Origin of the sequence: Pseudanabaena sp. SR411 (assembly GCF_002251945.1) — a bacterium.
Classification (GTDB): domain Bacteria; phylum Cyanobacteriota; class Cyanobacteriia; order Pseudanabaenales; family Pseudanabaenaceae; genus Pseudanabaena.
Genome location: NZ_NDHW01000064.1, coordinates 45,820 through 68,394, shown reverse-complemented (window position 1 = coordinate 68,394; position 22,575 = coordinate 45,820). Strand labels below are relative to the sequence as shown.

At 41.3% G+C, this 22,575-nt stretch carries 16 protein-coding genes; 9 read left to right on the top strand and 7 right to left on the bottom strand.

What is annotated here, in order from left to right; translation table 11 throughout:
• Positions 1-224 precede the first annotated feature (224 nt).
• Positions 225-1,121: a branched-chain amino acid ABC transporter permease gene (locus B9G53_RS05710; RefSeq protein ID WP_094530076.1), complete on the bottom strand. Its 897-nt coding sequence runs from the start codon at positions 1,119-1,121 to the stop codon at positions 225-227.
• A 172-nt stretch (positions 1,122-1,293) separates the two neighbouring features.
• Here B9G53_RS05710 and B9G53_RS05705 point away from each other — a divergent pair, with 172 nt between their 5' ends.
• From B9G53_RS05705 to B9G53_RS05685, 5 genes are all read left to right on the top strand, one after another.
• A complete protein-coding gene (locus B9G53_RS05705) occupies positions 1,294-3,312 on the top strand; it encodes a protein kinase (RefSeq protein WP_094530074.1) in 2,019 nt (672 codons plus the stop codon).
• A 120-nt stretch (positions 3,313-3,432) separates the two neighbouring features.
• Complete coding sequence (locus B9G53_RS05700; protein WP_094530072.1) at positions 3,433-4,317, top strand: FecR domain-containing protein; 885 nt, start codon at positions 3,433-3,435, stop codon at positions 4,315-4,317.
• Positions 4,298-6,829, top strand: coding sequence for an EAL domain-containing protein (locus tag B9G53_RS05695; protein ID WP_094530070.1), 2,532 nt, complete (start codon positions 4,298-4,300; stop codon positions 6,827-6,829). The genes B9G53_RS05700 and B9G53_RS05695 overlap by 20 nt, the downstream gene beginning before the upstream one ends.
• A gap of 504 nt (positions 6,830-7,333) precedes the next feature.
• A complete protein-coding gene (locus B9G53_RS05690) occupies positions 7,334-8,224 on the top strand; it encodes a FecR domain-containing protein (RefSeq protein ID WP_094530068.1) in 891 nt (296 codons plus the stop codon).
• Entirely contained in the window at positions 8,205-9,800 is a 1,596-nt protein-coding gene (locus tag B9G53_RS05685) for a diguanylate cyclase (RefSeq protein ID WP_094530066.1), read from the top strand. Before B9G53_RS05690 ends, B9G53_RS05685 begins: the two co-directional genes overlap by 20 nt.
• A 147-nt stretch (positions 9,801-9,947) precedes the next feature.
• Here B9G53_RS05685 and B9G53_RS05680 read toward each other — a convergent pair whose 3' ends face one another.
• The 6 genes from B9G53_RS05680 to B9G53_RS05650 all read right to left on the bottom strand — a co-directional run bounded on the left by B9G53_RS05680 (position 9,948) and on the right by B9G53_RS05650 (position 18,092).
• Positions 9,948-11,702, bottom strand: coding sequence for an ABC transporter ATP-binding protein (locus B9G53_RS05680; protein ID WP_094530064.1), 1,755 nt, complete (start codon positions 11,700-11,702; stop codon positions 9,948-9,950).
• A 101-nt stretch (positions 11,703-11,803) separates the two neighbouring features.
• Entirely contained in the window at positions 11,804-12,859 is a 1,056-nt protein-coding gene (locus B9G53_RS05675) for an iron-siderophore ABC transporter substrate-binding protein (RefSeq protein ID WP_094530062.1), read from the bottom strand.
• Positions 12,856-13,647, bottom strand: coding sequence for an ABC transporter ATP-binding protein (locus tag B9G53_RS05670; RefSeq protein ID WP_094530061.1), 792 nt, complete (start codon positions 13,645-13,647; stop codon positions 12,856-12,858). Before B9G53_RS05670 ends, B9G53_RS05675 begins: the two co-directional genes overlap by 4 nt.
• On the bottom strand, positions 13,647-14,684 hold the full coding sequence (locus tag B9G53_RS05665; RefSeq protein ID WP_094530059.1) for an iron ABC transporter permease: 1,038 nt from the start codon (positions 14,682-14,684) through the stop codon (positions 13,647-13,649). The genes B9G53_RS05670 and B9G53_RS05665 overlap by 1 nt, the downstream gene beginning before the upstream one ends.
• Entirely contained in the window at positions 14,681-15,706 is a 1,026-nt protein-coding gene (locus tag B9G53_RS05660) for an iron ABC transporter permease (protein ID WP_094530057.1), read from the bottom strand. Before B9G53_RS05660 ends, B9G53_RS05665 begins: the two co-directional genes overlap by 4 nt.
• A gap of 751 nt (positions 15,707-16,457) precedes the next feature.
• Positions 16,458-18,092, bottom strand: coding sequence for a helix-turn-helix domain-containing protein (locus B9G53_RS05650; protein ID WP_094530053.1), 1,635 nt, complete (start codon positions 18,090-18,092; stop codon positions 16,458-16,460).
• Between the two features lie 972 nt (positions 18,093-19,064).
• On the opposite strand from B9G53_RS05650, the gene B9G53_RS05645 reads away from it, so the two are divergent.
• From B9G53_RS05645 to B9G53_RS05630, 4 genes are all read left to right on the top strand, one after another.
• Positions 19,065-20,222 carry a sulfate ABC transporter substrate-binding protein gene (locus tag B9G53_RS05645; protein ID WP_094530051.1) on the top strand — a complete coding sequence of 386 codons (1,158 nt, stop codon included), beginning with the start codon at positions 19,065-19,067 and terminating at the stop codon, positions 20,220-20,222.
• 97 nt (positions 20,223-20,319) lie between these two features.
• A complete protein-coding gene (cysT, locus tag B9G53_RS05640) occupies positions 20,320-21,177 on the top strand; it encodes a sulfate ABC transporter permease subunit CysT (RefSeq protein ID WP_094530049.1) in 858 nt (285 codons plus the stop codon).
• The gene (gene cysW, locus B9G53_RS05635; protein ID WP_094530047.1) at positions 21,170-22,051 is read left to right on the top strand and encodes a sulfate ABC transporter permease subunit CysW; all 882 of its coding nucleotides are present in this window, start codon (positions 21,170-21,172) and stop codon (positions 22,049-22,051) included. Before cysT ends, cysW begins: the two co-directional genes overlap by 8 nt.
• A gap of 64 nt (positions 22,052-22,115) precedes the next feature.
• The gene (locus B9G53_RS05630; protein WP_094530044.1) at positions 22,116-22,385 is read left to right on the top strand and encodes an NIL domain-containing protein; all 270 of its coding nucleotides are present in this window, start codon (positions 22,116-22,118) and stop codon (positions 22,383-22,385) included.
• The last annotated feature ends 190 nt before the right edge of the window (positions 22,386-22,575 follow it).

The window sequence follows — 22,575 nt, the reverse complement described above, 5'->3', positions numbered from 1 at the left end:
ACAAACCCCAACCCGTAAAGTTGCGCCCCTGCGGGACGCAATTTTACGGGTTGGGCTAATTTTATTTTGCACAAGTACTTATAGCAACGCAAGATTTGGAGGGTAGTGAGAGTGCGCCCTTCGGGGCGCACTCTTACTACCCATTTAGGATTGCTATAGATGTGCAATCTGGTTTTGGATTACATGTAATCCAAATTCACAAAAGGTGAGTGTCTTTAGTTTTTTTAACGATTTAAAGTTAATTCTTTTTTATTTCCTAAAATTCCCTGTGGTCGCCATACCATCAGCAAAATTAGAGTTACGCCGATCAGAATTAGCTGAACTGCTTCAAACCTACCACCATCAGCACGAATTTGTTCAGGTAGAAACCGAGGCAGAGCATTGTAAAACTGAAATATTGCCGCACCAAGTATGACCCCTAAATTGTTGCCAGCACCACCAATCGTGATGATTGTCCATGCTTGAAAGGTGATCAGGGGAATGAAATTATCAGGATAAACAGTAGTTAATTGCCAAGCATAAAATGATCCTGCTAGACCACCGATCGCTCCACCGATCGCAAAGGCTTGCAATTTATACCAAAATACATTTTTACCTAGAGCTTTCACCACCTCTTCGTCTTCCCGAATTGCCTTTAGCACCCGACCCCAAGGTGATCGCACTAACCACTCTAATCGCCAATAAACTACAGCCACCACCACTAGTAAAAATGCCGCTAACACAAAGGAATAATATTGGCGCGAGACTAAATTAACTAAAGGAAGCGGAAAATCCTGTACGCCCCTTGTACCTTTGGTCAACCATTCTTCATTGTTCACGAATAGACGCACCATCTCCGATACGCCGATGGTAACGATCCCCAAATAGTCTTCTCGCAATTTTAAGGCGGTGCTGCCGATGACTATGCCTAGTAAACCTGCGATCGCTGCGGCAATCAGAAAAGCCAAAAACCAAGGCACACCATTAAGGCTCAGCAATACGGTTGTATAGGCTCCGACCGTCATAAACGCGACATGCCCAAAATTAACCAACCCTGCAAATCCCCATTGTAGATTTAGTCCAAGACTAAACAGCGCAAAGATCGCCGCGTTAATGAAAAGTGTTGAGATGTATTCGATCATAAATAAATTTACTCAACCATAAAAGTAGAAGGGTTGTTATACCAAAACATAAAAAGGCTAAGCCATTTTGTGTTTTTAAAGCCCTTAAGCGTCCCCTTTACTTTTATGGGTTTGCTATAAATTGACTGCGCTAGCGATATAGTAAGTTTAGACTGGTATGCTTTAAAACACCATGCGTCTATGCATTAATCCTACTTGCCCGATCCCTGACCATCCTGACAACGACAATTACCCAACTTGTCAAGGATGTGGTTCCGAATTATTGATTGATGGTTGTTATACAGTCACCAAATTATTAAGCGATGCTGGTGGCTTCGGTGTGGTCTACGAAGCCACCGATGTCGCAGGTAAACCCAAAATCCTGAAGATTTTAAAACAGGAATTGAATACTGATAGTAAAGCTGTGTCACTGTTTCAGCAAGAAGCTTTTGTATTAGGACAGATCGAACATGCGGGGATACCAAAAATTGAAACCTATGTGCATCATGATCTCGAAAACGGGACAATGTTGCACGGTATTGTCATGCAAAAAATCGAGGGGCTAAACCTCGAACAATGGATCAATCAACGTGAGAGGAAACCGATCGCCCAAAAACGAGCGATCACTTGGCTAAGGCAATTGGTAGATATTCTTGCCGTAGTCCATCACAACAAATATTTTCATCGCGATATTAAACCCGCAAATATTATGTTGTCTCCTTCGGGGCAGCTAGTTCTCATTGACTTTGGCACTGCTCGCGAAGCCACACACACCTATCTTGCCAAAGTTGGCGGCTTGCAAGGTGTGACTAGTATTTGCTCGGTCGGTTATACTGCGCCCGAACAAGAAAAAGGTTTTGCTGTACCACAGTCAGATTTTTATGCCCTTGGCTGTACAATGATTCACCTGGTGACTGGCAAATATCCCCTTGATACTTACAATCCTGATCGCGATATGTTTGAGTGGCGATCGCACGCACCTGAAATTTCGGAGGAGTTAGCTGATTTAATTGATGTGATGATTGCCCGCAAGCCTAGCGATCGCCCCATTAACTGCGAAGCAATTTTAAAGATTCTGAAAGAAATTGAACAGATTGATAAACTTGCACCCCATGACAAAACAAAGGCTAAGCGAAAAGCAATCAAACAGGCGATCAAAGACTCAACCCGCAAACCAACTTCACCGATTTTGCTAACCGTATCGGTGATCATTGCCGCTTGTATGGGGCTGAGTATTGGCACAGTGATTAAGATTTCGGCGATCAGCAATTTTGAAGAAATTAGTATTCAGCTACCAGTATTTCAAAAGAAACGCCTAAATCCGACAAAATTTTTGGAAGGACATACAGATGCGGTGCAAAATGTAGCACTTAGTCCTAATGGTAAGGTGATCGCTAGTGCGAGTGATGATGGAACCGTCAAACTTTGGGAATTAGATGGGGATAAGACTAGTCCAATTAAAGAAATCAAAGATCAAGGCGGCTGGGTAAGGGCTGTAGTCTTTCTATCCGATCTCCAGATTATCACCGCAGGTCAAGATAAAAACATCAAAATCATTGATATCAATTCAGGCAAAGTGGTCAAAACCCTGAGTGGTCACACAAACTTGATTAATAACTTAGCGATCGCTCTTAGCAGTGATCTGCTGGTCAGTGGCAGCTATGACAATAATGTTAATCTTTGGCAAATCTCGACGGGTAAGTTGCGGCGATCGCTTAAGGGGCATACCGATAAAATTTGGGGTGTTGCGATTTCCAACGATGGCAAGCAAGTTGTTAGTGCTAGTCGCGATAAGACATTAAGGATTTGGGATGTGAATACAGGCGAAAATTTGAAAACCTTGACAGGGTCTCTAGCAGGGGTGACTTGTGTACTAATCACTCCCAATGGGAAGCAAGTGATCAGTGGCGGCAATGATAAAGTGATTCGGGTTTGGGATGTCGCTTCAGGTAAGCAGCTATTTACATTGGAGGGGCATGAGGATGCGATCAGTGCGATCGCGATTACTAGAGATGGGAAGTATCTTTTCAGTGGTGGTAAAGAGAGTCCAAATTCCATTCGGTTATGGAATCTCCAAACGCAATCTTCAACTTGGAACTTGATTGGGCATACAGATTTGGTAACTTCTCTAATCATCTCTCCCGATAATCTTAAACTAATTAGCAGTAGCCAAGATAAAAGTATTAATATTTGGGAAATACCTGAGCTTTGAGAAATGATGATTTCGCGCTCCGCAATAAAAACCTAAGCCCTATAGCGCACACTGTGTGTGCTATAGGGCTTAGGTTTGGGTTTCAAGCAAATTTTTAATAAATACCAAAATTCAGTCAAAATGCTTCAACAACGAAAAAGACTTAATCTAACTTTTATTACTTGTTTAGGGCTTCTAATTAGTGTCTTAGGAACTGTTTTATTACCTCAAGATCAGCAAAAAACTGAGGCGCAAAGAGCTATTCAAGTTCGGACTGACCAATGGTTAAAAGTTGATAAAGTAACTGGAAATGTTAAATATCGCAACTTATACAATTATGCAAATCGAACGGCAAGAGTCGGCGATCGCTTGCAAACCACCAGTGACGAAATTTCTACAGGTGCAAATAGTTCGGCAATTTTGAGCGTGGATACAGGTGTGGGGTCAATCTATGTAGAAGAAAATACAACTATCCAAATCCGTTCTTTTCGGATTGCCGCTGATAATGGCAGGATTACCAATTTGTTTGTACCACGCGGTAAGGCAAGATTACAGATTCGTAAATTCACTAATCGTGGTTCTCAGCTAAATATTCAGACCCCTGCGGGTATAAGTGGAGTGAGGGGTACAAAGTATAGTATTACGTCTAGACCAAACGGCAATATGGTACTTACCACCTTTGAGGGTAGTGTGGCGACGACTGCTCAAAATCAGACAAAAATGGTCAATGGCGGATTTCAAAATCTCACAGTTGTTGGTGAACCGCCATCAACTCCTGTACCGATTAGTAATGATGCAAGTTTAAGATATGCAATTAATCGACAAACGACAGGTTCTGGTCGCAATATTTTTTTTGTAGGTTACACTAATCCTTTTAATACTGTTAAGGTAGATGGACTAGAACAGTCTTTAGATCGCAGTGGAAAGTTTTCCCTACAATTACCTGCAACTTCAAGTCTAAAAGTAAAAGTAACGGTGGAAACCTCTACGGGAAAGATACAAGTTTATGAGATCCCCATTCTCTGAGTTTATTTCTCGACTATTTCCTAAATTATTAACAAATCATCGCCCTAAACGTCGGCGATCGCGTTTAGCTTATTTGCTGTTCAAAGCTTTACCCACAATATTTGCCACCATCATCTTGATTCCCCTGCTGCATTTGGGGATTTTACAACCAATCGAATTTTGGGCTTACAACAGTTTTACAAACTGGAGAGGCGATCGCCCTTGGGATGAGCGCGTGATCATTATTGCCATTGACGATCAGAGTGTTAGCAAAGTTGGCAGATTTCCATGGTCACGCGATCTCTATGTCCAGCTTTTATCCAAACTTGAACAGACTGAAGCGAGTGTAGTAGGTTTTGATATTTTATGGTCTGAGGCAACTCCTGCTGATCAGCAATTAGCCACATCCCTTGCCAGATATCAGAGGGTGGTTCTGGCTATGGCTTGGGATAAGTCGGGAAACCCACTATTACCGATCGCCCCGATCAGTAATGTCTCGGTAGCCGTTGGTCATATTCTTAAACGTGAAGATACTGATGGCATTGTGCGTCAAATTGATTTGCAGATCCAAGATATCCCCACTCTAGGGGTGGCGATCTTGCAAGCCTATGATCTGACTACTGCTGCCGTCACCCTATTACCAGAGTTAAACCAGCCATTATCAATTAATTGGACAAAGCGAATCAGTGATATTCCTCAAGTCTCTTTCAGTGATGTCATTGATGGTAAAGTTCCTGCTTCAGCATTCCAAAATAAAATTGTCTTAGTGGGGGTCACCGCATCGGGAATCGATAATTTAGCGACTCCTTTTGATCGTAATCCTCCCGCCAGTGGCGTACATTTACACGCGATGGTTTTGCAAAATCTATTGCAAAAAAGTTCGCTTACGGTTGCTCAACCATCCTATATCTGGAGCTTTGCTTTATTGGGGAGTCTATTTATTGGCTTGATTTTACCAAGACAGAATTTATGGACTGGTGGGATCAGTGCTTTTGTGCTGTCTGGGCTATGGCTTGTCATTGCGTTTGGTGCTTTTACAGCGAACTACTTGATCGATCTAGCTGTTCCGATCTTGATGTTTCTCCTTACAGGTTTTGCGATCGCTATACAAGAGCGCTGGCAAATGTATCGATCTTTGAAGCTTGCCGATGCTCAAATTTTATATGAATCTACCCACGATCATTTAACAGGGCTGTACAACCGTACATTGATTGAAACCCGTTTACAAAATCTGCTCTATTCTCAAAACACACATTCTCAAAGCGAAAATAGTCAACATCTGATTGCAATTCTTTGGATTAATCTAGATCGATTTAAAACTATTAATGATACCTTTGGCCATCCGATTGGGAATCTCCTACTAATTGAAGTCGGTAAATGCTTGCAAGGTTCTGTTCCCAATACTTCATCAATTGCGAGGTTTGGTGGTGCTGAGTTTGTAATTTTACTAGAAAATTTGCGAAATGAACAAGAGGCGATCGCTATTGGAGATCGCATTCAAATCAATCTCCAAAAAACATTTAAGATTAATGACCATGACATTGAGATCTTCGCTAATATTGGCATTAAGTTCCATTTAGTTAATGGACTCAGCAATTGTGATGCTCCCGAAATGATTTCTCCTGAAATTCTATTGCGAGATGCGGACACAGCCATGTTTTATGCAAAAAAGCTAGGTAGTCCATGCAATAAGGTTTTTGATGTCTCTATGCGAGAACGGGTTCTCGAACGCTTACAACTTGAAAAGGATCTTCGCAAAGCCGTTGCCCTTAGTCAAGATCCGCATAATCAAGATCATCAAGAATTTCTAATCTACTATCAACCAATTCTCTCGCTCAACGATATGCAAATTGTGGGACTAGAAGCTCTAATTCGTTGGCAACATCCTGAACGTGGATTAGTTTCGCCGACTCAGTTTATTCCTCTCGCTGAAGAGACAGGGCTAATCATTCCGATTGGTGATTGGATTATGCGAAATGCTTGCTTACAGATCAAATCTTGGCATCAACGCTTTACTAAGGCTAAGGATATTACGGTTAGTGTCAATCTATCTACTAAACAATTAGCACAAGATGATGTCCTAGAAAAATGTCTGAGTATCCTCCAACAAACAGGACTAGCTCCTGAACATCTCAAAATCGAGTTAACAGAAAGTTCGATCATGGAAAATCCTGATTTTGCATTAGGTATCCTTACCCAGATGCGACAAGCAGGAATTCATATTTATATAGATGATTTCGGTACAGGTTATTCTTCGCTTGCCTATTTACATAAATTTCCTTTTGATGGCTTAAAGATAGATCGTTCTTTTGTGAATAACATTCATGCAAATACAAATGGCATGGAAATTCTTCAGGCAATCATTGCGTTAGCCCAGAGTGTCAAGGCTCATATTGTTGCCGAAGGCATTGAAAACTTAGCTCAGTTAAATTATTTGCAGGATCTCCTTAGTGAAGAAGGTGATGGTCAAGGTTATTTTCTATTTCGCCCTCTTGATGTTGCGGCGATCGAAGCAATCTTTCAAACAACATGATCATCGTTCTGTGAGATTTAATTCTCACAAACAAAAACAATCAAGAAATTTTTTTGATTGTTTTTTGATGGCAAAGCTATGTAATACCAATCCACAAAAGTATAACCACACCTGTCTGAATTAACAATTAAACTCAACAAAGTTATATAACAATTTAAGTTTTACCTAGGACATAAAACCCCAACCAATAAATTCGGTGCAAAGCGCCAACTTTATTGGTTGGGGTTTTGATTTATCCTAGCTATCCCTTGCATTGTTATATACCAAAACAGACTGAAAAATGTCGTCAACTCATACATTAGTTTGGTATATTAAAGAAGTTGACAAATAAGTCTACAAAGCAAATCTAAATTTTATAATAGTTTTCATTATTAAAGACTTCAATATACTAATTTGATTAAGAATTTAATAAAGCTTCTAGTCTTATTTAGTAAAGTAGATTAGCCCTTAGATTTCTTGTGATTTACACCTCCTCACTACATTTAATTTTTTCATTTACAACAAATGATAAACACTATCCCTACCAAAAACTTATGGAATAAAAAGCTTTTTAGCATTTTTAGCTATGGTAGTGCAACTTTAATTTTAGGACTATTCGGAAAAGTTGACCTGAGTGTTGCCCAATCTCAGTTGCAAGTAAAAACAAACCGATATTTACAAGTAGAGCAAGTGAGCGGTAAGGTTTTTTTACGTAACCAAAATACCAATCGTCCTGCTCGAAGGGGCGATCGCCTTTCGGTAATTGGCGATGAAATTGTCACAGACGGCAAATCAACGGTCGTGCTGAGTGTTGATACAGGTATCGGCTTTGTTAATGTGTCTGAGCGCACAGTGGTTCGTATAGATGAACTAAAAGTTACTAGCGACAATGGAAGAATTACGATCTTACAAATACCTAAAGGACAAGTACGCCTACAAATCAGACGATTTTCTAATCCTAGTTCACGATTTAATATTCAGACTCCTGCTGTCGTTACAGGAGTTAGAGGCACAGAGTATGTGTTAAATGTCAAGGATGATGGTCGCACGATTCTTTCTACCTTTGAGGGTTCAGTAATGACTGAAGCCCAAAACACAGAGGTTTTAGTGGATCAAGGATTCCAAAATCAGACCATATTAGGAGAACCACCTTCGCAGCCAGTCCCTATTCGGGACAATAATGATCTGGAGTATCAAGTCTTCAAGCAGTTTGAAAATGGCGATCGCCAAGTGATTCTAGTTGGACAGGTTGATTTTGCTAATACAGTAACAATTGATGGAGTGGAGCAAGCTGTTGATCGAAATGGTCAATTCAGGGCTGTATTAACCACCAATTCAATATATAGGGCTGAGATCAAGGTTATCGTCTCCAATCCTTTGGGAAAACAACGTATCTATGAACTGGTTATTTTCTAAACGCATAGTACAGAAATCTATCCCTTGGACAGTCTCGACGGTAATCGCCGCCATTTTATTTAACTTGGGCGCTTTTCAACCCCTTGAATACTTTGTCTATAATCGGTTTGCAAATTGGCGCATTGATCGCAATTGGGATGAGCGTTTAGTAATTATTGCGATCGATGATGTCAGTATCGAAAAATTGGGACGTTTTCCATGGACACGCGATCGCTATATACCATTACTTCAAAAGCTCACCAAAGCTAAAGCGAGTACAGTTGCAATTAATTTAATTTGGTCAGAGTCTAGTTCTGCTGATGTATTGTTAGCCAGAGTGATGTCCGACAATAGACAAGTTGTTTTATCTCAAGCATGGAATGCTCAGGGTAAAAAGTTACTGCCAGTTCCACAACTAGCGGAAGTAGCGATCGGCTCAGGGCATATTCTTGATCTTAAAAGTAGTGACGGGATCGTGCGTTGGACAGAATTATACAAAGATGATACACCTTCTCTAGCAATGGCTACCTTACAAGCATATAACCTCGTCTGGGGAAATGTGCCAATGCCAAATCCAGATGTGACATTTTGCATCAAATGGACATTTCGCCCTCAACAAATGCGCCAATATTCCTTTGTCGATGTGATTGAAGAGCGTATTCCTCTAAATACATTCCAAAATAAGATTGTTCTTGTAGGCGTAACTGCTACAGGGCATGATGCATTGGTTACACCTTTTGATGGAAATGATTCCGCTCACAGCATACATTTACACGCCAACATTCTCCAAAACTTATTACAGCAGAATCAGTTACGAGTTCCTGAAATACATTTGACTTGGGGATTAATGCTCTTAGTTGGTATGGCGTTAGCTTGGATACTTGGGCAAAGTAAAACTTTTAAACAAATAGTAATTGTGCTAGTCATCTCTGGTGGTTGGGGAGTCTGTGCTTTTGGATTCTATACATTTAGCTATTGGCTACCTGTAGCTATGCCGATTACCTTAATCCTGTCTATTGGACTATTCAGTATTGTTCAAAATCAAATCGAATCAAGGCAACATTTGCAACAAATAAACTCTAAGCTTACTTATGAAGCTTTTCATGATCATCTTACGGGCTTAGCCAACCGCATTTTACTCACTGATCGCCTTAATCAGTCGATTTCTCTCTACCAAAGACATGGCTATCTATTTGCAGTTATTTTGGTGGATTTGGATGGATTCAAAGCCATTAACGATAATTTAGGACATTTGAACGGCGATCGCCTATTAATGGAAGTGGCAAAACGCTTAAGTGCATCAATTCGAACAGGTGATACTGCTGCTAGGCTGGGTGGTGATGAGTTTGTGGTTTTGCTAGATAATCTCAAGGAAAAGCAAGATGCAATCATTACAATTGAAAGAATTCAAGCGGCGATGGCTCCCACTTGTTGTCTTGAGGGCAACGAGATCAATATTTCCATGAGTATGGGCATGGCTTTTAGTATTGATGCCTATCAAACTCCAAAAGATATCCTTGCTGATGCTGATATTGCTATGTATCAAGCTAAATCCCTTGGTAAATCATGCTATCAAGTTTTTGATGCTTTAATCTAACAGAAATGGCGTAGCCATTTCTGTTTTTGGTTTGCCATAAGGTTCTACCAATTCACAAAAGTGTGACAACACTTTTGTGAATTGGTAGAACCTTAGCCAGTAAGGTTTTTAAAACACGAAATGGCGTAGCCATTTCGTGTTTTGGTATTAATTGATTGCAGCTTCAAGTTTGTGTTGATTCCAGAGCTTTTGATAAAGCTGAGACTCAGCTAGTAACTCAGCATGAGTTCCCACTTGGACAATTTTGCCCATATCCATAAGAATAATGCGATCGCAAGTTGACGCAGCCGATAAATTGTGCGTAATAAATAGCACCGTTTTATTTTGTGGCAGATTTTCTAAGATCCCTGTGGCGGTTTGATTATCCACACTAGAGAGCGCGTCATCTAATACCAAAATTGGAGTATCGACTAGCAAGGCTCTGGCTAAGGCTGTACGCTGTCTTTGCCCACCTGATAGAGTAATGCCGCGTTCCCCAACTAGAGTGTCATATTGCTTTGGAAATTTGAGAATCTCTTGTTCAATACGCGCTTGATTGGCAAAGTTCTCTACTTCATGATCAAAGGCTTGAGGCTTACCATAGCGGATGTTGTCGCGCATCGTCGCACTGAATAGGAAACTATCCTGCGGCACAAAAGAGATAATTGCGCGGAGATCTTCAATCCGTATTTTCGTAATGTCGATACCATCAATGAAAATTTGATCCGATGGAACTTCCACTAAGCGCATCAAAGCACTAGCAAGAGTAGATTTACCAGAGCCAACCGTTCCTAAAATAGCAACGGTTTCACTTGGATAAATCGTGAAGTTGACGTGATTGAGGGCAGGATGACTAGCACCGTCATAGGTAAAAGTCAGATCACGGGTTTCGATTTTTCCTGTAACTTTTTCTTTGGTAAGGGCGATCGCATCTCCTTGATCAACGATCGCTGGGGGCATGTCAAGAATGCCTTGAATGCGTCCAATACTTACCAAGCCGCGTTGATAAGTCACCATCACAAAGCCCAAAATTGCGGTTGGGAAAATTAGTCGTTCCACATAAATGATCAGGGTCAGCAAATCACCAATTTTGAAAGTTGTATTTGCTGGATTGGCTAACTTTTCGCCACCAAACCAAATCAATACTAAAAAGCTGATACTGGCAATTCCACCTAGTAATGGAAATAAAATATTTCGACTGCGAGCCATTCTCAGATTGGCATCCAGTAGGCGATCGTTTAATTTCCTAAAAGCTCCCCGTTCGTTTTCCTCCTGAGCATAGGTTTTGATCAGCGCCATGCCATTAAGATCTTCTTGCAACAGTGAACTGACATTTGATAGTTCTTCTTGAACTTCTAACTGTTCGTCGCGCAACTGACCGCTAAATCTCTGTACGATCACCAGCATGATCGGATAAACAGAAACTGATAACAAAGTCAGCATCGGATCGATCACGATCATCGCTGGCAATGTCAGGCTATATACAAATACTGAGTTAATAATGCTGAGCAGGGCAAACCCCATCAATCGGCGGATATTTTCCACATCGCTGGTGACAATGCTGATCGTCTCACCTGCGGAATTGCTGGCAAAGTAGCTCGGCGGCAGCTTGAGTAAATGCTCAAAAATTTGTTGCTTGAGGCTGTACTCGATTTTGCGACCAATCCCAAAAATCCACACACGGGAGATCATCCGAATCCCCCACATCAGTGATGACAAGCCAATGATCAGCCATACATAATTCATCAGATTCGGAGAGTCAATAGCCTGAATCTTACTAAGATCATCAACGGCAACTCTGATCAGCCAAGGAATATATGTGCCGAGCATGTTTGCCAAAAGTAAGGCAACCGTGCCGATAGCTAGGTCACTCCAGTAAGGACGGAGATAATTTTTGAGGTTTTGAAATTGCGATCGCGCCATAATATACCCATATTACTTTATTTTGACAAAAGCTTGCCTAGTAAGCCTTTGCGAAAACAAAGTAAAGTAAGGAGTTAATTTGTCTGACTTTTTTTGACGACTCATTTAGTTGGTAAGATCTGTTTCTTGAGTTCATTGAGATAGAGATCGGTTCCAATCGGACCTGGTAAACCCAGACAGAGATAGGTGGGAATAAAATAAACCTTGCCAGATTTGCTGACATTTAGGGATTGCGCGATCGCATTTTTTGACCAAGCTTGCTTGAGATTAGTAATTTGAGCATCTTCAAAATTGTCAGCTTGCTTGAACTGGTGTGGTTTTGTGAAGTTATTACCTAACAAAATTGCTAAATCCGCCTGATTGAGTTGAGGAAGTGTTTCTAGGGAAATGGGAACAAGATGTGCTTGCGGATTTTTAGGAAAGTTGGGTGGTGACACCAGTTGAAAGCCTAACTCTTCGAGTAAAGACCGACAAATACCAGTTCTATTTGTAACTAAGTAAATATCTCTCAATTCACCAGAATTCAATAGTAGTAGCTTCGGATGAGCAGCAATTAGTGAGGCAAATTCTTGGCGCATTGTGGCAATTTGCTCTTTTGTATTTTTTAAAATTTGCTCAGCTTGCTCTTTACGATTAACAGCTTGGGCGATCGCCTTAAGATTTGCCGATGGATCAGCCCACTTTAAAATTAAGGTGGGGGCAATCTGAGAAAAAGTTTGATATTGACTAGTATTAAATTCGGTTCCCAAAATCAAATCTGGCTGCAGCTTCATAATTGCTTCAATGGAAGGACTGTAGGCCGAGCCGACACTGGCTATGGGCTGAGTAATTCGCTCACCCAAATAAGGAATCTGCTGACTAGGATTTGTAAAGTCGCCTTGTTGAAAAGCAACAAAGTCTGCAAATGCCACTGGTTGCACATCAAAAGCCAGCAATGACTCTAGGAGATAGCTCCCAAGCACCACAATCTTTTGAGGCTGTCCACATATTTTAGTGGTTCCCCGTAGATGCTCAATGTCGCGACAGTCAGTATGAATAGAATTAGTCGCATGTAGCGCATCACCACGCGTATAACTAGGATTACTTTGGCAAGAGGCGATCGCAACAGTAATCACGATCATCAATACTACCCATCGAATTGCCTTAGTCTGTTTCATAATGAGTTCTTGGCTCCAATGGGAATACACATGGGAGTACCTGCGATCGGGTCTGGATAAATACGACATTTTAAATTGAATACAGTTTGGACAATTTCCTCAGTAATCACCTCTTGCGGTTTGCCTGCCGCAAAAATCTGTCCTGATTTAATCGCTACTAAATGGTCAGCATAGCGACAGGCCTGATTCAAATCATGGAGTACCATCACAATGGTGCGTCCTTGCTGCTGATTGAGATGATGTAGTAGATCTAATACTTCAATTTGATGGGCTAAATCGAGAAAGGTAGTTGGTTCATCAAGTAAGAGAACTTTGGTGTTTTGAGCAAGAGCCATCGCAATCCAAGCTCTCTGTCGCTGTCCACCCGATATATTATCAAGGGGGCGATCGCAGAGTTCCATGAGGTCTGTCATTTCTAAGGCTTGCTGCACAAACTGTTCATCCTGAGTTGACCATTGCTGCATCCAGTTTTGATAAGGATAGCGTCCTTGGGCAACCAGATCGCGGATCGTCAAACCTTCAGGCGCAGAAGGACTCTGAGGCAATAATCCTAACTGTTGAGCAACGGATTTTGTTGATCGCTTCATAATCGATTTGCCATCAAGATAGACCACCCCGCTTTGAGGTTTGAGTAATCGACCTAAACCTTTTAGTAAAGTGGATTTGCCGCAGCCATTCGCACCGACTAATACGGTGATTTTTTCCGCAGGAATTGTTAAGGTCAAGTCCCGAATAATCGGAGTACCTTCATAGGCTAAGGATAGTTTTTGAGCAGTGAGTTCTAACATTAACGTTGGCGATTGTGAATGAGTAGGTATAGAAAAAATGGCGCACCGATCGCGGCAACCACCACGCCGCAGGGTAGCTCAATTGGCGCAAAAAGAACACGACCAATCCAATCAGCAATTGTCACTAATAAGCCACCAATTAGAGCTGTGATGGGGAGTAGATTTTGATGATTTGTGCCGATCAGTTTGCGTCCGATATGGGGAGCCATTAAGCCGACAAAACTAATTGAGCCTGCGGTAGCAACTGCGGCTCCTGCCAGAGCCACGGCTAGGATTACTAATAGACTACGTTGCCATTCCACTCGACTTCCCAATCCTTTAGCGACATCATCACCGAGATGCAACACATTTAACTGACGTGATAGCCCCAGAGCCAGAGGAACTCCAACTAGACACCAAGGTAGAAAGGCAAAAAACTGTTCCCATGTGCGTCCATATACACTGCCTGCCAACCAAACTAAGGCTTGACTGACATTCGCAATGGAACCAAAGGTAATTAATAAACTGGTGAAGGCACTGGCGATCGCCGACAAGCCAATTCCTAATAAAATCAAGAGAATCGGTGAACTGCCTCGATTCCAAGCCAAGCTATAGATGAGGGTTGCCATACCTAAAGCACCGAAAAAGGCTGCGATCGGCAGAGCATATATGGGAACTTCGGGAAATAAGACGATGGTAGTAACTGCGGCTAAACTCGCACCTGCGTTGATGCCAATGATACTAGGATCGGCGAGGGGATTGCGGGTTAAGCCTTGAAAGATGGCTCCCGATGTCGCAAGGGTCAGCCCTACCATAAACGCAACTAAGGTACGCGGCAATCTCAGGGTATAAATGACGAAGGGATGATCAGGATTGCCTGTATCGCTCCCTAAAAGAGTTTTAATAATGTCGGCGATCGCAATTGGATATTCCCCCTGTCCCACATTCAAGACGATCGCCGCAAAACAAAGTCCCATTAAAATTAAGGCGATCGCAGGTAAACGGCGATCTATTTGCAAGGAAAGAATGGGATTGCGAATTGTGAGTAGGGATTTCATTTTCTGACCTTGGATTTGGCAAGATAGACAAATACTGGCGCACCCATCAGTGCAGTCATTACTCCCACTGGTAATTCTTGAGGTTTGAGTAAGACTCTGGCAGCAATATCGGATAACAACAATAGAAGGGAACCAAAAATAGCTGAGTATGGCAGAATCCAGCGATAATCAGTTTTGATAAAAAAGCGGACTCCGTGTGGGACAACTAATCCAATAAAACTAATTGGTCCTGCGATCGCTACGGAACTTCCTGCCAATAGGACGACACTGGCAGCGGTCAAGAGCTTAATTGCGAGAGTTTGCTGTCCTAAACTAGTAGCAATCTCTTCACCTAAACTCATGGTTGTAATCTGTTTACCCAGCAGCAATGCAAGGATGAGTCCTACGACCATGAAGGGTAATAAATACAAAAATAATTCAAAATCTCTACCCGATAAGGAACCTGCTAACCAAAAGCGAATTTCTTCTAAGGTTTGTTGGCTGACAATCAAGATCCCAGTGGTAATGGAAGAGATCAAGGCGGTGACTGCGGCTCCTGCGATGGTGAGATTTAATGGTGTTGCGCCGCCAGAGCCAAGTAAGGCTAATCCATACACCACAAAGGCGGCGATCGCTGCACCCACAAAGGCAGCGATCGCATAGCCTGTCAGTGAAGAGTTGCCAAACACAAACAATGTCCCAACGACAGCCAATGCGCCGCCCGAACTAATCCCTAAGATGCCTGTTTCCGCTAAGGGGTTGCGGGTCAATCCCTGCATTAAGGCTCCCGAAACCGATAGCGCTGCACCAACGGCGATCGCCATCAGCGATCGCGGCAATCTCACAGTTTGAATGATCAGATGATCAAAAGAGCGATCAAAATCTGTAAATGATTTGAGAATATCTTCTAAAGCAATTTCTCGCGCTCCCAGAGTAACGCTATAGATCAGGCAAATTATTAAGGCGATCGCCGCTAGTACTAAACCTGTGATCGGTGATGCTCTCAGATATCTCGATGGACGCAAAAATGGGAGTTGGGACATGGAGTTTTGATCACCTAATTATTGCCATTAATTTGCAATTGTTATATTATTTTGGTATTAATCTTAGTATCAAATGCTAACTAATAGCAATAAGAATATTTTGTATTTACTTATATAGCCTTCTAGCTATGGTTTTTATAGTTAATGAGGAAAACTTACTATTGCTTATAGCTAAATTAAATGCCCAGATCTAATTGCAATTATTTCTTAAGTATATTCAAAAAACACTAAAAAAAATAGGACAAGCGCCAACTTGCCCCGAACTTATCAATATCAAATCGATACCTAACATCATAATGAAATCCGATCTCGTTTTACTCGCTAGTTGCATCTTTGCGATCGCTATTATTAGGTTTCCCTGAATTTTTAAAGTTCAGGATTAGTTCAGCTTCTGCCGAAAGTCTTAACCAAATGGCGCGGGCTTTGCCCGCGCTACAAAATTCATGAACAAGCGGAACTGGACGATGGTCAAAGATTTTGGTGTATTTACTTTGAATTAGAAAAATTAGTAACAACTATGAACCAATCGCTCATACATATGGGGAATCGGGTGAAGCTCGATTTTACCTAAAAGTTTTATCTTTTAGCTATTAACGATTTCAGTTTTATGGCAACGCAAGAGATAGCTAGGAAAAATCAAAAACAAAAAGATGAGTGGCGGCGCTTCGCGCCGCCACTCATCTTTTTGTTTTTATGTCCTAATCAAAACTTATATTTCTATAGCTTTGAGAACTATTTTGACGGCAAATTTTTATAGCCCCAATGCTTGACGGATTAATTGTTGTTCATTCTGCTTAGCTTGAAAACGACCATTCTCTACATCACGAATCCAACTTTGACTTTTGCCAATTTTCTCGGCTAAGGTGCGCTGACTAATTTGTAAATTTTTACGTAATGTTGCAATCTGTTCACCTGACAGTAAAGACTGGTTCGCAACTTGGGCTTTTTTGCTAGATTTTTTTTGCTTAGAAGACTGACTTTGCGATCGCTCAAATTTGCGTTTTTTTCGTGACAGTTCCGCAGGTTGTTCCCAATCAGCAACTAACTCAAAGGATAAAATCCTTGCATTGCTTAACATCTGCCACTTACCACGAGGACCAATATCCGTAACTCGCAAATTGCAACTGCCATCATTAATCCAAAAGTCAAGCGCCGATTCTGCATCATCAGGAATATCCTCCAGCTTTGACCATAGTGGCTGAATCTCTAAGGGATAGGTCACAGGATCGAAGACAGGTTTGAGTCCATAGCGATTTACCACTTCCAGATCGCTTTCAAACATTCTTAGCAATCTTTTTCGTTCTTCTCTTTGATTAATGGCATGATTAACCCGATCTTCACCATAGGCGACTCGCATCAAGGTCATGACCATAATCCGCTGCTGATCTCCCATGCGAGTTTTAAATAACAACCATAGCAACATTCGTGCCGCTCCCTCATGCTGCTGCCAGATACTCATAATCGCGCCAAGTAAAGATTTGGGTAATTGACTATATTGATAAAAAGCTCTGCCTGCGTGACATTCTTTCTTATTTAAAAAATATTGCGCCCAATCTCCTGCTTTTATTCTAAAAGTTATGCCAATGAGATGTTTACATCCTTCTTCATCTTCATGGAAGTGATGCACGATTTCTAATAAATTCCAGAGAGGACTTTCTGGAAGCGAGAATGCTTCTACTTTCCCTTGCTTCGGCCAATCAATTTGAGCCGTAACCCAGCAGGGTTGCATGGCAAGTGTTTTAATCAAATTTAACTTTGTCGATTTAGACAAATCCTTGCGTTTATCTAAGCCTAGATATTCTTCAATTTGACTATCAGTAATGCTAAATTCTTGCTCCCAAGGCTTGTCTAGGGTAGTAGCATAGGAGGCATAGAGCAAGTGCATACAAGCAGCCCGAATATCTAGCGTATCGGAGGCTAAGATTGTTTGGGATTCTAAATGCGATCGTGGATAACTGAAATTAATAATATTATTGAGCCGTAAAGCAATCTTACCCTTGCCTTGATTAACCGATCTCTCGTATACCAAAGTTCCATTCTCATCTAATGTCCAAGGTAGCGATCTCCTTTGAGCTAATAGATTGCAAGTCTCCCAAATTGCGATCGCTGAAGCAAAAGGAGTGGTAGTGCCATTGGCAAATAAACTAGGACTAATTATTAAGGGATTGTCAATGGATTTTGCTCGACCTTTTTTGGGCTGTAGTGGGAGTGAAGCTCCAACACTACAGGCATTAACACATAGGGGTTCAGGTGCATATCCTTCACAGTTATTACAGATGGCAGGATCAATCCAGTAATTACCTTGCTGAATCGAGATTGCTCCTACGGGGCAAACAGATATGCAAGAAAAACAGGCAACACAATCGCTGGATATCTTATAAGCCATAGCTACAACACCAATATATTTTGAGATTTTCTGACAATAAGTTCTGACTCGCCTAACAATTTGCAGGGCAATTTACATAAGACAAAAATCTTTGGATCATAAAGGATTTGTATTAAACTCTTATACTTAGATAAGTGTTAGTAATTCTGTTCACATTGAGCATCTAATTAGGCTTTAGATTTCCGTAATATTTCAACCTTATACATTGATATATAGCTATTACTAACAAATTAAAAGCTCAGTAAAAGCTTTTATTGTAAGGCTTTTAAGTGTTTTAAACCTGTCACTATAGTTTATGTAAACTTCTCAGTATTTAGTTAAAAGGTGTAAAAATCCACTAGGATTGTTTTGATATTTTGACATTAACACCAAGTCTGATTTGAATGATTTCCGAACAAAGAGTTTAATTTTCTTCTTGTTCACTAAGCAGTATTAACAAAAATCATTACTCTGTGGCACAAATACAAAGAGATCGCCTTACAAAATCAGAACTATAATGTTTAGTAACCTTATAGTTAGATATAGTCTAAAACCTGTGTAAGTCTATATCTAGCAATCCTAATTCATTCGTAAGATTACATGGTTTGTAAGAGAGCGCTAAGGAGTGGCACACTCTTACAAACCATGTAGGATTGCTATATAAAAACAGTGTAGGCTTCGGCTTCGCTCAGCCAGTTGAACTTTTGGTTGAGCGAAGCCTCACGTATTGTTTAGCAAACGATAGATAGAACCAACTCAAAGATGAGTGGCGGCGCGAAGCGCCGCCACTCATCTTTTTGGTTTTATGTCTTAAGCAAAACTTACATTGCTATACAACTCAACACGCAGATTCTATCAACCTTGAATAATCTCCAAATACCCAATAGGTAAACCGTAGATTTTGTTTGGACATTAGCTCAAAAGTGTTGTATGGTGTTTTAAGTACGGTAATCCCACCAAGATAACGTAGATTAAATTTGGAGATACAAGCACATGAGTTCAAGGTATCAGCAGCCTTTGGGTAAGTTCAAAGGGGCAATTAAAGCGATCGCCAGTCTAGTAAGCAATATACTCAACAATCGGTTGGGACGGAAATGTGTTTCCTTGTTCCTCGTTGGCGCACTCATCAGTGTCACTATGGCAGCTTGCAACGCCAACACAGGAAATCCTACAGCTAATACTGGTAGCCCCTCCGCAGGCGCACCTAAAAAAGATGTTGAACTAACTCTTGTATCATTTGCTGTCACCAAGCAAGCTCACGAAAATATTATCCCTAAATTCGTGGAGAAATGGCAAAAGGAGCAAAATCAAAAGGTAGTATTTAGGCAAAGCTATGGCGGCTCAGGCTCCCAAACCCGTGCTGTTATTGATGGACTCGAAGCAGATATCGTCCACCTCGCTGTTGCTGCTGATACAAGCAAAATCGAAAAAGCAGGCTTAATTGATGCAGGTTGGGAAAAAGAATATCCTAGCGATGGCATCGTCTCGAAGTCCGTACCAGCGATCATCGTTCGTGAAGGCAATCCCAAAAACATCAAAACTTGGTCAGATCTAGAAAAAGTTGGCGTAAGCTTAATTACTGCCGACCCTAAAACTTCAGGTGTGGCGCGCTGGAATTTCTTAGCGATTTGGAACTCGGCATTCAAAGCAAATAATAAAGACGAAGCCAAAACTGTAGAAACTTTGACCAAAGTATTCACTAATGTGCCAATTTTGACCAAGGATGCCAGAGAAGCCAGTGATGCTTTCTTCAAGCAAGGACAGGGCGATGTCTTGGTTAACTACGAAAACGAAGTTATTCTTGCTTCGCAAAAGGGTGAAAAAGTTAATTATGTTATTCCTGAAGTTAACTTCTCCATTGAGAACCCGATCGCTATTGTTGATAAAAATGTCGCTAAACATGGCACAAAAGAAGTTGCCGAAGCTTTTGTAAAGTTTTTGTATTCGACAGAAGCCCAAACTGAATTTGCTAAAGTTGGTTTCCGCCCTGTGGATGAAGCAGTAGCCAAAGAAAAGCAATTTGTTGATCTTTATCCTGTAGTTAAGGATCTAGCAAGCGTAAAAGATTACGGCGGTTGGGGAGAAATCGATAAGAAGTTCTTTGCTGATGGTGGCATCTTTGATCAAATTCAATCAAAAATCAAGCGCTAGAAATTGAATAATACGAAAACGAAAACTGGCGTAGCCAGTTTTCGTTTGAAAATGTTTTAAAACTAAATACCTAAGCTTTTAGAAAATTAAAGACAACATGGTTACGACAACACCTCTGCCTGACAGAAAGCGGCAATCAAATCCTGTCCTCAAGTTCCTTGGCAAAATTCCTTGGACATGGGTAATTACTTTTGTATATCTCGCATTCCTGCTAATTTTGCCGATTGTTGCCATGATCGCCAAAGCTGCTGAAGAACCTTTTGACAAGTTTTGGGCAACTGCGACATCTCCCCTTGCTCTCTCTAGCTACGAAATCACCTTTGTGACTGCTTTCTGCGCCGCCGCGATTAATGGCGTATTTGGCACATTGATCGCATGGGTAATCGTGCGTTACAACTTTTGGGGCAAACGCTTTGTTGAAGCCGTTGTTGATCTGCCCTTTGCCCTCCCCACTGCGGTCGCAGGTTTGACCCTCGCCACGATTTACAGTGATAAAGGTTTTCTTGGCTCATTAGTGGCTCCCTTTGGCATCAAAATTGCCTTTAGTCGCATCGGTGTATTTGTGGCGATGACTTTTATCTCCCTACCATTTATTGTGAGAACGGTACAACCTGTTCTCACAGATTTAGAAAAGGAAATCGAAGAAGCAGCATGGTCATTGGGAGCTTCGCAATTACAGACTTTTATTAAAGTAATTTTGCCCCCCCTCACACCTTCGATCTTGACAGGGGTCGCCCTTGGGTTTTCCCGCGCTGTTGGTGAGTATGGTTCGACAGTAATTATTGCTTCAAATACTCCATTTAAGGATTTAATTACCCCAATTCTCATCTTCCAACGCTTAGAGCAGTATGACTATGTGGGCGCAACTGTCATTGGCGTAGTGATGTTGGGTATTTCCTTTATCAGCCTACTTGCCATTAATTTATTACAAGCATGGAGCAAGCGATATGGCTAATTTAAATACTTCTGTCAGTGAGTATTCTCAAGATTCACCCACACCAAACAAAGCCAAAGCTAAAAAAAGCTTTACGCCTGCGATTTTAATTACGATCGCGATTATCTATTTGGGCTTAGTGTTATTAATTCCTGCCGCCAATGTCTTTGTGGAAGCATTCTCTAAGGGATTTGATCCGTTAATCAATGCGTTCAAGCGCGAAGATCTATTATCAGCAATTAAGTTAACTGTGAGTTTGACAGTAATCTCTTTACCGCTAAATACGATCTTTGGTTTGAGTGCGGCATGGGCGATCGCTCGTAATAAATTCCCTGGAAAAGCATTATTACTTAGCATTATCGACTTGCCCTTCTCGATTTCGCCTGTGGTGGCAGGTTTGATGATCGTGCTACTCTATGGTCGCCTCGGTTGGTTTGGTTCATTTTTCGAAGCGAACAACATCAAAGTTGTATTCGCCTTCCCAGGGATGTTGCTCGCGACCATCTTTGTAAGTATGCCCTTCATCGCTCGTGAAGTCATTCCTGTATTAGATGAAATGGGAACTGAACAAGAAGAAGCAGCTCGCACCCTTGGCGCAAATGACTGGCAGATTTTCTGGAAGGTTGTTGTTCCCAATATCCGTTGGGGCTTGCTCTATGGATTAGTTTTGACCAATGCGAGAGCTATGGGTGAGTTTGGCGCTGTTTCGGTCGTGTCGGGAAATATCGCCTCAAAGACACAGAGCTTACCTCTATTTGTAGAAGAAGCCTACAAAAACTATGAAAATGAAGTCGCTTACTCGGCAGCAGTTTTACTCGCTCTATTAGCTGTTGTTACCTTAGTTCTTAAGGAGATCTTGGAACGTAAAACCCACAATCCTAATGAACGTGAATAGTGATGATGTGCGGCGCGGCACACCGCACATCATCGAACCAAATAATTAAAAGGAGCTTAATTTTATGGCTATTGATATTCGTCCCGTGACTAAAGATATTAAGATTCGCATTCCTGAAGATTTACATAGTGAACCTGTTATTTCGCAATTAATTTCGCATTATGGCGTAACTGTAAATATTGTCTCCGCAACTTTGGGAGTAAATGCTGGTAGTGGTTGGTTTCATCTCAGCCTCAAGGGTACCCAAGCGCAGATCCAAACAGCGATCGCTTATCTTAATGATCTTGATATCGAAATTTGGGAAGACAATAGTGAATCAAATACGGCTCTATAATACCAAAGCTAAAAATGGCAACGCCATTTTTAGCTTTTAAAAACCTTACTGGGTTTGATTTTTAATTCGCGAAAGTGTTGGCACACTTTTGTGAATTGGTATAACTTCCCAAAAAAAGAGCGCCACTGTTTTTTTGGGAAAGTAGAAGTTGCAAATTCAGGCTCTTGGAATATAGGTGTGCTGAGATAGC

Excerpts from the sequence above, each read along its gene's own strand:
- B9G53_RS05710 (WP_094530076.1), bottom strand. The coding sequence starts at position 1,121 with ATGATCGAATACATCTCAACACTTTTCATTAACGCGGCGATCTTTGCG.
- B9G53_RS05705 (WP_094530074.1), top strand. The coding sequence starts at position 1,294 with ATGCGTCTATGCATTAATCCTACTTGCCCGATCCCTGACCATCCTGAC.
- B9G53_RS05700 (WP_094530072.1), top strand. The coding sequence starts at position 3,433 with ATGCTTCAACAACGAAAAAGACTTAATCTAACTTTTATTACTTGTTTA.
- B9G53_RS05695 (WP_094530070.1), top strand. The coding sequence starts at position 4,298 with ATGAGATCCCCATTCTCTGAGTTTATTTCTCGACTATTTCCTAAATTA.
- B9G53_RS05690 (WP_094530068.1), top strand. The coding sequence starts at position 7,334 with ATGATAAACACTATCCCTACCAAAAACTTATGGAATAAAAAGCTTTTT.
- B9G53_RS05685 (WP_094530066.1), top strand. The coding sequence starts at position 8,205 with ATGAACTGGTTATTTTCTAAACGCATAGTACAGAAATCTATCCCTTGG.
- B9G53_RS05680 (WP_094530064.1), bottom strand. The coding sequence starts at position 11,702 with ATGGCGCGATCGCAATTTCAAAACCTCAAAAATTATCTCCGTCCTTAC.
- B9G53_RS05675 (WP_094530062.1), bottom strand. The coding sequence starts at position 12,859 with ATGAAACAGACTAAGGCAATTCGATGGGTAGTATTGATGATCGTGATT.
- B9G53_RS05670 (WP_094530061.1), bottom strand. The coding sequence starts at position 13,647 with ATGTTAGAACTCACTGCTCAAAAACTATCCTTAGCCTATGAAGGTACT.
- B9G53_RS05665 (WP_094530059.1), bottom strand. The coding sequence starts at position 14,684 with ATGAAATCCCTACTCACAATTCGCAATCCCATTCTTTCCTTGCAAATA.
- B9G53_RS05660 (WP_094530057.1), bottom strand. The coding sequence starts at position 15,706 with ATGTCCCAACTCCCATTTTTGCGTCCATCGAGATATCTGAGAGCATCA.
- B9G53_RS05650 (WP_094530053.1), bottom strand. The coding sequence starts at position 18,092 with ATGGCTTATAAGATATCCAGCGATTGTGTTGCCTGTTTTTCTTGCATA.
- B9G53_RS05645 (WP_094530051.1), top strand. The coding sequence starts at position 19,065 with ATGAGTTCAAGGTATCAGCAGCCTTTGGGTAAGTTCAAAGGGGCAATT.
- cysT (WP_094530049.1), top strand. The coding sequence starts at position 20,320 with ATGGTTACGACAACACCTCTGCCTGACAGAAAGCGGCAATCAAATCCT.
- cysW (WP_094530047.1), top strand. The coding sequence starts at position 21,170 with ATGGCTAATTTAAATACTTCTGTCAGTGAGTATTCTCAAGATTCACCC.
- B9G53_RS05630 (WP_094530044.1), top strand. The coding sequence starts at position 22,116 with ATGGCTATTGATATTCGTCCCGTGACTAAAGATATTAAGATTCGCATT.